We start from the raw sequence: 14,787 nt of genomic DNA on the forward strand, positions 1-14,787 counted from the left end.
AGGCCATCGAGCATCACCGCAAACGCGTGCGCTTCTTCTCGACCGTCGAGCTGGTCAACGCACTGGAACAGGAGAAGGCCCAGGGAAAGGCTGGAAAGATCGCCGAGGCGCTGGTGAAGACCGAATTGGTGATCCTCGACGAGCTGGGATACCTGCCGTTCAGCGCCTCGGGCGGTGCGTTGCTGTTCCATCTTCTCAGCAAACTATACGAACGCACCAGCGTGGTCATCACGACCAACCTGAGCTTCAGCGAATGGGCGAGCGTCTTCGGTGATGCAAAGATGACCACGGCGCTGCTCGATCGCCTCACCCACCGCTGCCACATTCTCGAGACCGGCAACGACAGCTACCGCTTCAAAGCCAGCTCCGAGACAGCCAAAAAGAAACGGAAGGAGACGGCGACATTGACTACGTCATGAACCAGAAAACATAATAACCGGGCGGGTCAGATCTCGGTGACAATGCTGGGTCAGTTCTGAGTGACATCCAACAACAGATCTCTCATTTGAGGATATTGATGGTTTGAGATGGGCTGCGATTGCAAGTGCGTGCCCATAAAAACTATCTACGTCGCATCAAAGTTTATGACGTATTGGCTCAGAGAGAATTCAATTTTCGCCCTCTACTGCTTAGTCACATTGAACACGGCCTTCGCTGTTGCCCATGTGGCAGCACTGCCCCGGAGGCGAGGACTTGCGTCATCCACTTCCATGGGCGGCGGCCGTGGACGCTACAAATGCTACGGCGGTGACCGCAGTAAAAAGGCAATACAAAAGGTCTTCATGACACACTGCTGATCGAGGCTAATATCCGGACTTTTGCAAAAGCTCTGTCGTGCGTCCATAGAAAAGAAAAGGTTTATGTCTTTGGACCCACGCGAGTGCGAAAATGACACAGCTGGATGAAGGCCGGAGCTACTTCCCGCTCCCATCGTTGGGAGCGAGTTTCTAGCCGAACCTATCTACTTACAATTCACCGATGTAGTGATACGCTACCATTATAGGGCAAATGCATGCACTGTGACTGAAACCCCGCCATCTATCGCGAATGACAGCTATGGGGCTTCGTGTCACCATGCCATGACCGATGGTCGCTGGGCCTGAAGGTCGGATTGGGGTTGTGCGAATTGGCCTTGCATCTGGGCCACGGAAACGAACTTTATTTACTGTCGCACAAAGCACATCAACTTGGCGATTGTCTCGCCAGTTGCCGCTCAATGAGCATGCCTATACTCAGCCGGATCCTGAAACTCCCCTGCCCACAAGCCGATCTTTCCGGCGCGGGCCGCGTTGTCGTCCTCCTCGTAAGCCGTAGAATACTGCAGGTAGGCCTTAGCCATGCCCTTGCGGACCATTTCGCGCCCGAGATCGACATCCCCCGCGAAGCAGGTGCCCACGGAGCGGCCGTAGCGATCCTTCTCGATCTCCTCGCAGCGGACCTCGCCGGTGCCGATCATCCTTGTCAGTTCCTCGGCGGCCATCTCGCCGCACCTCATCAGACCCTGTTGCGGCATCATGCAGGCCTGGGCCTTCTCAGGGGCATCGATCCCGGAGATCCTCCAGCGACGCTCTCCGATGACCAGCGTGTCGCCATCCACGATGCGAGGAATGCCCTGGCTGTCGGGCTCCGCGTCCACGCGCCGTCTTGCCGCATCGGGCGCGGCCGGCGGCGGGGCGGTCTCCCGACCGGGTCCGGCGGGCGCCGCAGCGGGGCTGGAGCCGGTCACCTCCGGCGCAGGCGCGGTCGGCACGGCCGGATCCTCGGCGCTTGCAAGATCTTCACGGATGTCGTCGAGGAGCTGCTCGCGGTTCATCTCCATAGAAAACTCAACCCGGCGGGACTTCTCCCGGTTCTCGCTGCCGTCCTCGTTCGTTACGAGACGTGCGGAGGAGTAGCCGGTAGCGGACAAGCGGCCGCGGGCCCAGTCCATGACCTCGGGATCGCTCAGGCCGCTTAGGCAGACCTGCAGTGCGTTCTGCGCGCGCCGCTGCGAAAGGGCGAGGTTGTAGAGATAGGCACCTGAAGCGTCCTGTCCCCGGCTGCCTTCCGAAGAGGCGTGCCCTTCGATCTTCAGGTCGGAGATGTCCAGCCCGGAGGATTTAAGCGTCCTGACCCAAGGTGCACAGATATCCCTCAGAAATGTAGGATTGCTGATCTGGTCGCTGTTCGCCTCGAAGAGCACATCCTGGGGCAGCCTGATCGTGCCATCGGGACGGATCTCGCCTCCCGCGGCCCGGATGCTCTCGCCGAGTTCTCGATCGAGCATGTCCACGAGGCCCTCTTCGGCCGCCGCAGCATCGGCAAGACGCTGGCTGGCATTGGAGACTGCCTCCTCGGGGCGCAGCAGGTCCTCGAGCGCCGCGCGCAGCCGGGTCTCGGGCGTGATCTCGACTGCTTCCCCTAGCTTCAGCAGCGTGCCGGGCGGCAGTTCCACGGCGCCGTTCATCAGTCGCTTCATGTCCTCCTCGCGCATGAACCGGCTGTATTTCTCCGTATCCTCGATCGCCGCCTGGTCCTGGATGCCGAGCCCGGCCGCCCGCAGGCTGCGCGCCAGATCGAAGGTCCCGTCGGCAAGACCCGAGACGATCTCGGCCTTCTGCTCGTCCGTCATTTCGCCGAGGCTGTCGGTCAAGCGCAGGCTGCGCTTCTCGGTGTCGACCTGCCACCAGGTGAAAAGCAGCAGGAGGATGAAGCTCAGCAGGATGAAGGCTTCGGCCACCGTGAGCCCCATGACCGCCCCGCGCTTGTAGTCGCGGCTCGACCCGGGTCCAGAATTGCGCATGGGCATGGGGAAGCACTCCAATCGTCAGGTGCCCGTTTGCTGGGCAATAGGTATCCGTCTACGAGATCGTCAGGTGCCCGCTTACCGGACCGAAGGTATCCGTTTTCAGGACGTCGGTTGGCTGGGCATTACCGTCGTCCGAGGCCAAAGAAACCGGAACTGGACGTGGAAGGCGCATTTTCTGTGGAAATCGGCACTGGCGACGGCGTCGCGTCGGACGGGGTGGAAGGGGGGGGCGTGAACGCCTGTGCGGGCGGATCGATCCTGCGTGCAAGACGTTCCCCGGCCTCGCCGACCGTTGCCGCGGTCGTTTCGAAGCTCTCGCCGATACGGTCGACACCGTGGTCCAGAGCGACTCTCGCCCGGGTGGTGGCATCTGCAAATCCCTGGGCGCCAGTCTCGAGGCGTGACCGGGCGTTCTTCATAGCCCGCGTCATGCCGTCCGTGCCCTCGTTCACCTCCCGGACGAAGGCCTCTGTCATTTGTGAGGCAGCCTGTTGCGTGCGCCCGATGTCCTGAATGATCCCGCCCGCACCAGAGGTGAGCACTTCAGTGGCAGTCGTGAGGGTCTCGACGCTCTGGCGGATCCTGCCGGCAGCTTCGCTGTTGTGCGAGGCGATGTCGGTGGCCACCGAGGTCATCTCCGACATCGCGGTCCTGATGCTGCGTGCCGCCAGATCACTCGACTCGTGAACCGCGGTGGTCACCATGGCGAGTGAGGCCTGTGTCTGAAGGCGCACGCTTTCGCGAAGCGCCGGCCCGAATTCCTCTGCGGACTTCAGAAGCTCCCCCTGCATGTCGGCCAGCAACTTGTCGAAGGCCTCCCGCATGCGACCTTCGCGCTCGGCGCCCTGCTGCAGGCTCTCGATCGAAAACGCTTTGATCTGATCAAGGCTCATGCCGAGCTCGGTGCGGAACCGCCGCGACGTCTCGGTGAGGTATTGCCGCTCCTGGCGCTCCCGGCTGTCCATGTCGACCTTGAACTGCATCATGAGCACCCGCAGGAACACGCCGCCGATCGTCGAGGCCAGCGCCACGCCGAAGCCCGAGATCACCCCCGGGATGACCTCGGCCCGGTTCGCTTCCGGTGCCTGGATGACGAAGTAGAGCGTTACGGCAAGCGAGGTCAGGGTGAAGAGGAAGCCGAGGTAGTAGCAGTTGTCCCCGATCGTCTCGGCGTCGAGCCGCAGCTGGGTCGCGTTATACGCATAGACCGCATAGGCCACGAGCACGCCGATCGCCCAGACGGCCCCGGCGAAGGGGTGGATGGGCATCAGCTTGAAGACGACGGAGCCGATCGTGCCGGCGAGGAAGGCCACGACGAGAGGGATGGCCTCGTGCCGCGGTTCGCCATGCGTGCCGTAGATCCGTTTCATGCGACGTGCCATCAGAGATCCCCCAAGCGTTTCACCGAAGGAATGTGGGACCCTTGGCGTTCGAAATAGTTCATCCAGAAGTCCTCGAGCACCGCCGGATCCTTTACGCCTTCCGTCGGACGGGGGACCTGGTAGATCTGCACCTCGGTCCCGTCGAGCGTCGTGCCGATCCGCTGGTAGTCCGGCGAGGACCGGAAGCTGTCCCAGTCGCCCCCGCGGTAGAAGCTCAGCACGTCGCTGTGCTGCAGGAGGTCGGAAACGACGACGATCCGGCGTGGCCCGTCGAAGGTCACGAAGCCCGCGCTGTCGGAAACCAAGGCTTGGAGGCTTTCCATGATCGGCGAGCGGTCGGCGCCGGAGGCGCTGACCATCCCCTCGAGCCGCGTCTTGAGGGGGTCGAGGAACCGGTCGCGGTAGCGCGTGTCGATGAGGCGTGCGTTCTGGGTCAGGCTGTTGGCCGAAGTTGCGTCCTGCGGCTTGCAGAGCGGATCCGTTGCCCCCCACTTCGCCCGGTCCTGGCTGACCACGCCCATGGTGAACTGGGTGCCCCGCGGTGCCCGGTCGATCTCGTCCTCGAGCCAAGCCATCAGCTGGGAGTGCTGCGCGGGAGACAGGGGGTCGGTCAGGTCCAGCAGGATCGCCGTCATGCCGACGGGCCCCGCGGGTGTCGGGCAAAGGGTCTGTGGGTCGATGGCATTGGTCGCGGCATCCTTGCTCGACCACCAGAAGGCGCCGCCAAGAGCTGCCACGACGGCAAGGGCGCCGAGCGCCAGGAGCGATGTCGATGCGCCCCCTCCGCTCGACGCGCCGCGCCGGCTTCCGCGGGAGGATCCCCTCCGTGTGATCTTTCCGCGGGCCATCAGACAGCCCCTTCGGTGCGGGTTGTGGCCGCGGGAGACCCCTTCTGGATCTCGTCGGGCAGCTTGAACTCGACGACGGCCTCGCTGAAGCTCTTGAATATCAACCCGATCGCGGCCTCCACCGCCTCGCTGGCCTTCTCGGCCTCCGCCTCGGCCGTCTTGCGCCGCCCGTCATCGGCAGGCAAGTCTGTCCGAAAGGCCGGGAAGGCATGGCTCATCTTGAAGCTCGGCGGCGCGGGCTCGGTGCGCGCGGAGATGTTGGCGTCGCGGTAGACGGCGAGGAGATGCGTCAGCTGCGTGTCGCACTGGCCGAGGAAGGTCTGCAGGTGCGAGTTGAGGGTCGAATGCCCGTAAAGGGCGTCGATCGCCTGCGAGATGCCGTCACGCACCTGCTGGTCGGCGTCGCGCAGTTCGTCGATGGCCTGCTCGCGCTTGTCGGTCAGCTCCTGGATCGCCTGGTCGAAATGATCCTGGTGCTCGTTGCGGGCGAGCAGGAGGTCGTGCTCGACCAGGCTGTAGCCCGGGAAGGGATCGAAGGTGTGCCAGCCCTTGAGGAAGGCGAGAACCGAGATGATCGAGCCGATCGCGAGAAGGAACCAGCTGTCCATGCTGCTGAGCCCGAGGGGATCTGCCTGCAGCGCGGGGACGGCCATCTGCACGGCCTCGCCCCAGCCGACATCGGCGTCGATGAGATCCCGGAAGTGGGCGACCGTGAGGTTGAGCGCGAGCGCGAAGGCGATCCAGGCGATGAGTGCCAGGAACCCGAGGGACTTGCGCACCAGGGTGCTGTGGTTGAGACCGCAGCCGGCCATGCCAAGCATGGTGCTGCCGACGACGTTCACGGCCGAGAATATCAGCGCGGTCAGCAGCCCGCCGATGAGCCCCTGTTCGTTGCCTCGCGAAAACATGAAGGCGTTCAGGGCGGCTTCGACGCCCACAAAGATGATCGTTGCGAGCCCGAACTTGAGCCAGCCCTCGAAATGCTTCGCCGGCCGCCGCAAGCCATGACGCTCTCGGAAATCCTTGCGGTGCTGGAAGGTCTCGAACAGGCGCTCCGTGGACCCGGTCATGGCGGCCTGCCACCCGCGGACGGCCGTCAGGTAGTCGCCCGTCGCGGTCTGGGCGACAAGCTCGACCTCCTTGCGCAGGCTACCCGCCCGCGACAGCCGCTCGTTGTAGACCTGCCGGCTGTTGTCGTAGCTCTGGAGACCATTGCGGCGCAGGCCATCGATCCGGGAGACGACCTTCGCCTCGACGTTGTCCAGCTGCGCGGTATCCGGCGCCGGCTGATTCCGCTGGCCGCGCCGTTCGCCTTCCCCGTCCAGGTCGAGCTCCTGACGAATTTTGTCGCCGTCGATCTCGGGGAACATCGAAAGCGTCGGAAGGACGTCATCCGACTTCAGGAGAGACTTCAGCTTGTCGAGCATGGGCATGGGATCACCTTCGTCACGAAATCGGCACAAGTTCCCATACGGTCCACGGGGAGATCCTGCATCAGGTATTTTGCGTCAGGGTAGAGAAGGTTTCTAGTTGCTTAACAAGGTGTGTCTTGACGGTTACCAGATAACTTTAAATATCCGCTCTCGGTTTGTTGGTTCCGGCTAAATCTTTAACGGGACGACCAGACGAGCGACCACTATAATGGCTTCTTCGCCTCAGAGGGTCGCTTTGCTGCCGGCTGCGCCGAAAGGCAGCAAGGAGGCTTTCGCGACTCGTGCTCATCCCCTTTGATCTTCTGTGTCATACCAGTCAGCGTAAGGCGTGTTCCAGACCATCTTGCGGTTCAAATCCGGCGCACCGTCCGTCCACCACACCGGCCCGCGCTCACCGAGGGCATTCTTCGCCGCGTCCACCGCCTGATGCACTGCATCCTCAGCCTCGCTGTTTTCCTCGGCCCGCGCCGCGTTCACCGCACGACGGGCATCCATCAACGCCTGCACCAGCCGCTGTCGTTCCTCCTCGGGCAGGTTCGGGTTCGCCGCCCGCCATAGCCGACCACGTACGACAATATAGCGCCCGTCCGGCGTGAAGAGCGGCATCACTCCACCTCGATCAGCGCATCGTCGTCCAGCGGACGCTGCAGGCGTCGCGCCTCTGGCCAGTCAGCTGTCAGCCAGGTCTCGATCTCCGAGGCCTGTGTCAGGATCACCGGCATGGCCTTGGGATGCACCCGGCCGACCACGGCATTGGGTTCGCAGGTCAGGAAGGCAAAGAGTTCGTGATCGCCGGTGCGCGGTGTCCGTATCGATCCCCGCGTGCCCTGCCATGGTGTCCAGATCCCGGCGAAGAAGAACAGCGGTCGTGTCTCTTTCAACGCGAACCAGTGCAACGGCTTGCGCTTCGTGACCGGATCGGGTCGTGCCCCGTATTCCGAGAAGGCTGTCGCCGGCACGATGCAGCGATGGGCGATCCCGAGCCAGGGCCGCCAATGCGGGCTGGCGGTGTTGCGGATGTTCGTCACGCCGGTATCTGGCGCATCCAGCGCCTTCAGGAACTGTGGCGGCGTCGGCATGCCCCACGTCAGGGATGCCAGCTCGCGACCCCCTTGGGTATTGCGGATCACGGGGGCCGGCCGGTCCGGATAGACATCCAGTGACGGCTCGAGGTTGCCGAGGCTGTCGGACATCACGCCGACGATGTCGCGGATCGCTTGCTGGTTCGTCGTCAGATTATACAGGTTGCACATGACCTTGCTCCTTTGTCCGCGATCTTGCCGAAGATATGGCTCGGTTCACGCCGAGCACAAATGGCATGCAGGCAATTGACTCATCGCCCATATGAGAACAAAGGATGAACATATTGATATGAGTCCCGTCTGAACAGGAGCCCGACACTGCCATGTCCGCGCCTTTCTCCGATCCGGCTCTCGCAGCGCTGCGCCATCGGATCGCAGCGATCGAGGGCGGCCATGGCCCGCCATTGGCGGTGCTGCCCTTTGGTGTGTCCGAACTGGACTGCCGCCTGACCAAGGGCGGGCTTGCGCTCGGTTGCCTTCACGAGGTCGCCGGCGGCGGCAATGGTGCGGTTGATGGTGCGGCGGCGGCGTGTTTTGCAGCGGGCATCGCGGCACGTCTGCCTGGTCAGGTGCTGTGGTGTGTGACGCAGGCCGATCTTTTCGCCCCGGGGGTGGAGCAGTCGGGTTTATCGCCCGACCGCGTAATACATGTCGAGGCGGGGGACGATACTGCTGTTCTTGCCTGCATGGAGGAAGGGCTGCGGCATGGTGGGCTGGCGGCCGTGGTGGCCGATGTGGCACGGCTGTCGATGACGGCATCCCGCCGGCTGCATCTGGCGGCCAAAAGCACGGGAACCACCGGCATTGCCCTGCGCCGGTGGCGGCATCATGCCGAGGCGGCAGATTTCGGGCAGCCGACGGCAGCGATGACGCGCTGGCGGGTTTCGGCCATACCCTCCGCGCCGTTGCCGGTGCAGGGGGTGGGCCGCGCGCGCTGGCTGGTTGAATTGCTCCGCGCGCGGGCGGGCGAGAGTTTTGATATCGAACTGGAGGCATGCGATGGCACGGGTCATCTCGGTCTTCCTGCCGATGTGGCCGGTGGATCGGCTGCGACGGCAGGAAGACTCGCCTTCGGATAGGCCACTGGTGCTGGCGGGGCGCCTCGGCAACCGTCGTGTGCTGACGGCGGTGGATGCCGGCGCGGCGGGCCTTGGCGTTACCGTCGGCATGCCGGTCAGCAAGGCGCAGGCGCTGGTGCAGGGTCTGCGGATCGAAGCTGCGAACCCAGAGGCCGATCAGGCCAGTCTGGAGCGCCTGGCGTTCTGGATCCTGCAACGCATCGCGCCCATCGTCGCGATTGATCCGCCGGACGGCATCGTGATTGACAGCACGGGGGCCGACCATCTGCATGGCGGCGAAGAGGCGCTGCTGGAGGCGTTGACCGGTCGCCTTGCGCTGTCGGGTGTGACGGCGCGGGCGGCGGTTGCGGACACATGGGGCGCGGCCCATGCATTGGCGCGTTTTGGCGGCGATCTGCACGCCATGCCGCCCGAGGCGCTGCGCCTGCCCCCCGCCACCGTCGCGGGGTTGCGCGACATGGGCTTTGCCACCATCGGCGATCTGATGGCTGCGCCCCGTGCGCCGCTAACCCGCCGTTTCGGCCCCGAACTGATCCGCCGCATCGACCAGATGTTCGGCGATGCAGCCGAGCCCATCGATGCCCTGCGCCCCCCAGGCCTGATCGAGACCCGCCGCGCCTTTGCCGAACCCATCGGCGCGGCGGAAACCATCGCGCGGTATATCGGCAAGCTGGTTGTGGCCCTGTGTGCGATTCTGGACGAACGCGGCCTTGGCGTGCGCCGTCTGGACCTGATCTGCCACCGCGTCGACCGAGAGCGTCAAACCGTCCGCATCGGCCTTGCCGTGCCGCAGCGCGATCCGCAGCGCCTGACGCGGCTCCTCTGCGACAGGATCCCCACCATTGCCCCCGGCTTCGGGATCGAGATCATGACCCTGACCGCCACCATCACCGAGCCCTTGGCTGCGCGGCAGACCAGCACCCTTGCGCCCGAGGCACCGGACCTGTCCGGCCTGATCGATACGCTGGCGGGCCGCGTCGGCCATCGCGCCATCTACCGCATTGCCCCCGTCGCCAGCGATGTGCCCGAACGCTCCGTCCGCCGCATTCCTGCGCTGTCCGAACCTACCACCGAGGGCTGGCCCGACCATTGGCCACGCCCCACGCGCCTGTTCGCCCGCCCCGAACCCATCGAGACGATGGCACTTCTGCCCGACCAGCCCCCCGTCTGGATCGCATGGCGCGGCATCCGCCGCCGGATCAAACGTGCCGATGGCCCCGAACGCATCTTCGGCGAATGGTGGACGCGCGAGGCCGAACGCATTGCCGTCCGCGACTATTTTCGGGTGGAGGATGACGCGGGCGAGCGCCTCTGGATCTTCCGCGCGGGCGATGGCGAGGATGCCGCCACCGGATCACACCGCTGGTTCATCCACGGGGTGTTCGGATGAGATATGCCGAGCTTCAGGTCACCACCGACTTCTCCTTCCTGCGCGGGGCGTCCAGTGCCGAGCATCTGTTCGCCACCGCGGCGATGATGGGGATCGAGGCATTGGGCGTGGTGGACCGCAACTCGGTCGCGGGGATTGTCCGCGCGTGGGAGGCGGCCAAGGCAACCGGCATCCGGCTGGTCGCGGGCTGCCGTCTGGATTTGATCTGCGGCATGTCGGTGCTGGTCTATCCCACCGACAAAGCGGCTTGGTCGCGGCTCTGCCGTCTGCTGACCTTGGGCAAAGGCCGCGCGGGCAAAGGCAAATGCCACCTGCACTGGACCGACCTGACCGAGCATGCCGAAGGTCTGATCGCCATCCTCATCCCCGATCAGCCCGACGACATCTGCGCCCTGCATCTGCGCCGGATGCGCGAGACGTTTGAGAATCGCGCCTACCTCGCCCTGACCCTCCGCCGCCGTCCGAACGACCAGCTGCGGCTGCACGATCTGGCAAACCTTGCCGCGCAGGCAAATGTGCCGACGGTGGTGACGAACGACGTTCTTTACCACGACCCCGCCCGCCGCATCCTGCAGGACGTGGTCACCGCCATCCGCCACACCACCACCGTCGAGGCGCTCGGCCACCGCCGTGAGCGCCATGCCGACCGCTATCTGAAGCCACCCGCAGAAATGGCCCGCCTCTTCGCCCACCACCCCGAGGCGCTGGCCCGCACGATCGAGATCGCCGAGCGCTGCACTTTCGACCTTGGCGACCTGCGCTATCAATACCCCGAGGAACGCGACGACCCGAGCCTTTCCCCGCAGGACACGCTGACCCGCCTGACATGGGAGGGCGCGGCCACCCGCTATCCCGAGGGCATCCCGCCCGAGGTCACCCGATCCCTGAACCACGAGCTGACCCTGATCGGGCGGCTGGACTATGCGCCCTACTTCCTGACGGTCCACAGCATCGTCCGCTATGCCCGCTCGCGGAACATCCTTTGCCAAGGGCGCGGCTCGGCGGCGAACTCGGCGGTCTGCTATGTCCTCGGCATCACCTCCATCGATCCGGGACGAAACGACCTGCTGTTCGAGCGCTTCATCTCCGAGGAACGCCGCGAGCCGCCCGACATCGACGTGGATTTCGAACACGAACGGCGGGAGGAGGTGATCCAGTGGATCTACAAGACCTACGGCCGCACCCATGCCGCCCTGACGGCCGTGGTCACCCGATACCGCGCCAAAGGTGCGCTGCGTGATGTGGGTAAGGCGATGGGCCTGCCCGAGGATCTGATCGCCGCGCTGTCCTCGCTGATCTGGGCATGGTCCGAAGAGGGCATTACCGACGCGCAATTGGCCGAGCTGAACCTGAACCCGCAGGACCGACGCCTACGCCTCACCATGGAGCTGGCCCAGCAACTGATGGGCGCACCGCGCCACCTGTCCCAGCATCCAGGCGGGTTCGTGCTGACCCATGACCGGCTGGACGATCTGGTGCCCATCGAACCCGCCGCGATGCAGGACCGGCAGATCATCGAATGGGACAAGGACGACATCGACGCGCTGAAGTTCATGAAGGTCGACATCCTCGCCCTTGGCATGCTGACCTGCATGGCCAAGGGGCTGGCACTGGTGGCAAAGCACAAGGATGCCCACTATGACCTTGCCAGCATCCCCGCCGAGGATCCGCGCACCTATGCGATGATCCGCAAGGCCGACACGCTCGGCACCTTCCAGATCGAGAGCCGCGCGCAGATGGCGATGCTGCCGCGCCTGCGCCCCCGCACCTTTTACGATCTGGTGGTGCAGGTCGCCATCGTTCGCCCCGGCCCGATACAGGGCGACATGGTCCACCCCTATCTGCGCCGCCGCGCAGGGCTGGAGGCTGTGGAATATCCCAAGCCCGAGCTGGAGAAGGTGCTGGGCAAGACGCTCGGCGTGCCGCTGTTCCAGGAACAGGCGATGCGGGTGGCCATCGAATGCGCGGGCTTCACGCCCGGCGAGGCCGACATGCTGCGGAAGAGCATGGCGACCTTCAAGTTTACCGGCGGTGTCAGCGCGTTCCGTGACAAGCTGATCGACGGGATGGTCGAGCGCGGCTACGAAGCCGGCTTCGCCGAGCGGACGTTCAGGCAGCTTGAGGGGTTCGGCAGCTACGGTTTCCCCGAGAGCCATGCCGCGAGCTTTGCGCTGATCGCCTATGCCTCATCCTGGTTGAAGTGCTGGCACCCCGACGCCTTCTGCGCCGCGCTGCTGAACAGCCAGCCGATGGGCTTCTATGCCCCGGCGCAGATCGTCCGTGATGCGCAGAACCACGGGGTGGAGGTCCGGCCCCTCTGCGTGAACGCATCCGAATGGGACTGCGCGCTGGAAGGGGGCGCCGTCCGGCTTGGCCTGCGCATGGTGAAGGGGTTGGCCGAGGCGCATGCCATCGCGATTGCCCGCACCGCGCCCTTCACCTCGGTCGAGGATCTCTGGCGCCGCGCCCGCGTTCCCGCTGCCGCTTTGACCTGCATTGCCCAAGCGGATGGCTTCCACAGCTTCGGCCTGAGCCGCCGTCAGGCTGTCTGGGCCATCAAGGGCCTGCCCGACACCGACCTGCCGCTTTTTGCTGCCGCCGAGAGCGCCGAACCGAGCGTCCCCTTGCGCCCGATGACCGCAGGGCGGGAAGTGGTCGAGGATTATAGTCGCACCGGCCTGTCCCTGCGCCAACATCCGGTCGCCTTCCTGCGCGGCGATCTTGCGACGCGCCGTATCCTGACCTGCGCCGAGGCAATGACCCTGCCGAACCGCCACTGGGCCGAAATCGCGGGGCTGGCGCTGGTCCGCCAGCGCCCCGGCTCGGCCAAGGGCACCATGTTCATCACCCTCGAGGACGAAACCGGCATCGCCAACCTCGTCGTCTGGCCGAAGATATTCGAGGCCAACCGCCGCACCATCCTCTCCGCCGGCATGATCGCCGCCCGCGGCCGCATCCAGCGCGAGGGCGAGGTGGTGCATTTTGTGGTCCAGCACCTGATCGACTTGTCGACGGCACTCGGCAGCGTTGGAAGCCGCGGTGCTTTTCCGCTGCTACATGGACGCGGCGACGAGTTCCATCATGCGACCGCCACGCCCGATCCGCGCCATCCGAAGCCCCCGCCACCCGCTGGTTCCACGACACCTCCGTCCTTCAAGCCGGAGCCCCGCGACATGTTCGTCCGCGATCTCCACCTCGACGGCATCCGGGTGAAGACCCGGGATTTCCGGTGAGGGAACGCCCCCTTGAAATGACTGTCCTCAGTGGGGCCGGACCACGGCCCGATGTGACCAATGCCGGGACGACGTCAGACCGTGAGGTGAGCCTCGTTTCCGGTCTAGCGGCCTCCGGTCGATAGATTCTCGTGAAAGAACGACACTCAAGTTTCGGAGCAAATTCATGCGCTGCGAGGTCGCCTCCACATCACACCTCATAGGCACTTTGATTTTGCGGGATGCCAAAACCCCAGGTTTCTAGGGCTGAACTTGAAGTGCTGAATCTTGAGGAATCACTTTTGCCTTTTGCCCGGGCTCCCGTGGGCCAGGGTTTTCAGTTCACCCACGGCGCGGCGGCGACATCCTCGATTCGGTCGACGATCCGCCCGATCTGGCGCAGCGATGTCCGCCGCCCGGCCGCGCCCGATGGCTTTTTTGATCACGCCCCGGTCTTCCGACCTCAGACCATCGGCGATGGTCTGGACGGCCGCCAGCCTTGCCGTGACGAACCGGCTCGCCCGCCTGCGCAGGGCATCAATCTCAGGTATTTCCAGATCTTCCGGTTCCACGGGGAAGTCGATCTCGAAGGTATCGAAAAACGCGTCGAGATCCTCCGGGCTACAAGAGCCCATCGGCGCCTCGTCATCGCGGCTCGCCCGGCGGATGTGGAGAAGCTCGTGGTAGCGGCGCAGGCGCGCATGCACCTCGTTGACCGAGAGGTCGGGGGTCGTGGGAAGGGGACGAGCGAAAATGCGGATAGGGTTCTTCAAGGCATGTCTCCTCCGGCGGACGCCCCAAGGGGGCGCGTCCGTATTGAATTCCGACGCCGTCGCTGATGGGCGCAGGACGTCATGGATGCTCTGGCAGCGGAAGGGCAGGATGGCGTACGAAGGGCCTCTTAGGAGATCAGGTAATTCCTGAGAGTCACGGTGAAGACTGACGCGAAAGGCTCCCGGGAGACGACATAGATACGCTGTTGAAGAATTAGATCACTCTTTAGAACCCCTAATTCCATGAAATAATTGCAGACAGAGGTGGCTCGGGAAAACTGAACAGCTAGGATAAGTGGATTTTCCGCGCAACAGCAGCATGATGCTGCATGCAAGGAGATGACTATGACGAGACGGCCACGCCGGAACCATAGCCCGGCCTTCAAGGCGAAAGTGGCGGTAGCTGCGATCAAGGGCGAGCGAACTCTGATAGAGCTGGCGCAGGACTTTGATGTCCATCCGAACCAGATCAAGCAATGGCGCGACCAGCTGCTGGAAGGCGCGACGGGGGTCTTTGGCGAGGCGGCGAAAGCGGTGCCGGAACCTGCGATCGACGTGAAGACGCTGCATGCCAAGATTGGAGAGTTGGCGCTGGAGAATGATTTTTTTGTCCGGCGCGCTCGGAAAGGCGGGTCTGTTGCCGAGCGCAAAAAGATGATCGATCCGGCGGCAAAGCTCAGCATCAGCCGCCAAGCTATTGTGCTGGGGATCAGCAGGGGCAGTGTTTATTACCGGCCGCGCCCGGTCTCGGCCGACGATCTGAAGCTGATGCATCGGATCGACAAGCTGCACATGGAGTT

At 64.3% G+C, this 14,787-nt stretch carries 12 protein-coding genes; 5 read left to right on the plus strand and 7 right to left on the minus strand.

All coding sequences use genetic code 11. The features are described from left to right. Positions 1 to 419: ATP-binding protein (locus TR36_RS13605; protein ID WP_192841361.1), on the plus strand; the 419-nt coding region annotated here is incomplete at its 5' end. A 794-nt stretch (positions 420 to 1,213) separates the two neighbouring features. On the opposite strand, the gene TR36_RS13610 is transcribed toward TR36_RS13605, so the two are convergent. The 6 genes from TR36_RS13610 to TR36_RS13635 form a co-directional block, all read right to left on the minus strand. Beyond that, positions 1,214 to 2,731: a thermonuclease family protein gene (locus tag TR36_RS13610; protein ID WP_237763598.1), complete on the minus strand. Its 1,518-nt coding sequence runs from the start codon at positions 2,729 to 2,731 to the stop codon at positions 1,214 to 1,216. 179 nt (positions 2,732 to 2,910) lie between these two features. Next, the gene (locus tag TR36_RS13615) at positions 2,911 to 4,158 is read right to left on the minus strand and encodes a hypothetical protein (protein ID WP_153010579.1); all 1,248 of its coding nucleotides are present in this window, start codon (positions 4,156 to 4,158) and stop codon (positions 2,911 to 2,913) included. A gap of 11 nt (positions 4,159 to 4,169) precedes the next feature. After that, on the minus strand, positions 4,170 to 5,018 hold the full coding sequence (locus tag TR36_RS13620) for a hypothetical protein (RefSeq protein ID WP_045393527.1): 849 nt from the start codon (positions 5,016 to 5,018) through the stop codon (positions 4,170 to 4,172). Beyond that, positions 5,018 to 6,451 (minus strand): hypothetical protein, encoded by a 1,434-nt coding sequence (locus TR36_RS13625; protein ID WP_045393530.1) that lies wholly within the window; start codon positions 6,449 to 6,451, stop codon positions 5,018 to 5,020. Before TR36_RS13625 ends, TR36_RS13620 begins: the two co-directional genes overlap by 1 nt. Positions 6,452 to 6,736: 285 nt before the next feature. Next, on the minus strand, positions 6,737 to 7,057 hold the full coding sequence (locus TR36_RS13630) for a hypothetical protein (protein ID WP_045393532.1): 321 nt from the start codon (positions 7,055 to 7,057) through the stop codon (positions 6,737 to 6,739). Beyond that, positions 7,057 to 7,704, minus strand: a complete 648-nt coding sequence (locus tag TR36_RS13635; RefSeq protein ID WP_045393535.1) for an SOS response-associated peptidase — start codon at positions 7,702 to 7,704, stop codon at positions 7,057 to 7,059. The genes TR36_RS13630 and TR36_RS13635 overlap by 1 nt, the downstream gene beginning before the upstream one ends. Before the next feature lie 152 nt (positions 7,705 to 7,856). Between TR36_RS13635 and TR36_RS13640 the strand changes: the two genes are divergently transcribed. Genes TR36_RS13640 through TR36_RS13650 form a run of 3 tightly spaced genes read left to right on the plus strand, consistent with a single transcriptional unit; the run spans position 7,857 to position 13,235 of the window. Then, positions 7,857 to 8,612 carry an ImuA family protein gene (locus TR36_RS13640; protein WP_045393538.1) on the plus strand — a complete coding sequence of 252 codons (756 nt, stop codon included), beginning with the start codon at positions 7,857 to 7,859 and terminating at the stop codon, positions 8,610 to 8,612. Next, positions 8,533 to 10,002, plus strand: coding sequence for a DNA polymerase Y family protein (locus tag TR36_RS13645; RefSeq protein WP_045393541.1), 1,470 nt, complete (start codon positions 8,533 to 8,535; stop codon positions 10,000 to 10,002). Before TR36_RS13640 ends, TR36_RS13645 begins: the two co-directional genes overlap by 80 nt. Then, positions 9,999 to 13,235 carry an error-prone DNA polymerase gene (locus TR36_RS13650; protein WP_045393544.1) on the plus strand — a complete coding sequence of 1,079 codons (3,237 nt, stop codon included), beginning with the start codon at positions 9,999 to 10,001 and terminating at the stop codon, positions 13,233 to 13,235. The genes TR36_RS13645 and TR36_RS13650 overlap by 4 nt, the downstream gene beginning before the upstream one ends. Before the next feature lie 275 nt (positions 13,236 to 13,510). Here the strand turns inward: TR36_RS13650 and TR36_RS13655 are convergent, their stop codons facing one another. Next, positions 13,511 to 13,987 carry a hypothetical protein gene (locus TR36_RS13655; protein ID WP_045393547.1) on the minus strand — a complete coding sequence of 159 codons (477 nt, stop codon included), beginning with the start codon at positions 13,985 to 13,987 and terminating at the stop codon, positions 13,511 to 13,513. A 345-nt stretch (positions 13,988 to 14,332) separates the two neighbouring features. Between TR36_RS13655 and TR36_RS13660 the strand changes: the two genes are divergently transcribed. Then, positions 14,333 to 14,787 (plus strand): transposase (locus TR36_RS13660; RefSeq protein ID WP_153010580.1); only part of this gene is annotated, 455 nt, incomplete at its 3' end.

The organism is Falsirhodobacter sp. alg1, from assembly GCF_000739715.2.
GTDB lineage: Bacteria > Pseudomonadota > Alphaproteobacteria > Rhodobacterales > Rhodobacteraceae > Falsirhodobacter.

Bases quoted from the DNA above. Each gene is read 5' to 3' on its own strand.
- TR36_RS13610 (WP_237763598.1), bottom strand. From the start codon at position 2,731: ATGGGGCTCACGGTGGCCGAAGCCTTCATCCTGCTGAGCTTCATCCTC.
- TR36_RS13615 (WP_153010579.1), bottom strand. From the start codon at position 4,158: ATGAAACGGATCTACGGCACGCATGGCGAACCGCGGCACGAGGCCATC.
- TR36_RS13620 (WP_045393527.1), bottom strand. From the start codon at position 5,018: ATGGCCCGCGGAAAGATCACACGGAGGGGATCCTCCCGCGGAAGCCGG.
- TR36_RS13625 (WP_045393530.1), bottom strand. From the start codon at position 6,451: ATGCCCATGCTCGACAAGCTGAAGTCTCTCCTGAAGTCGGATGACGTC.
- TR36_RS13630 (WP_045393532.1), bottom strand. From the start codon at position 7,057: ATGCCGCTCTTCACGCCGGACGGGCGCTATATTGTCGTACGTGGTCGG.
- TR36_RS13635 (WP_045393535.1), bottom strand. From the start codon at position 7,704: ATGTGCAACCTGTATAATCTGACGACGAACCAGCAAGCGATCCGCGAC.
- TR36_RS13640 (WP_045393538.1), top strand. From the start codon at position 7,857: ATGTCCGCGCCTTTCTCCGATCCGGCTCTCGCAGCGCTGCGCCATCGG.
- TR36_RS13645 (WP_045393541.1), top strand. From the start codon at position 8,533: ATGGCACGGGTCATCTCGGTCTTCCTGCCGATGTGGCCGGTGGATCGG.
- TR36_RS13650 (WP_045393544.1), top strand. From the start codon at position 9,999: ATGAGATATGCCGAGCTTCAGGTCACCACCGACTTCTCCTTCCTGCGC.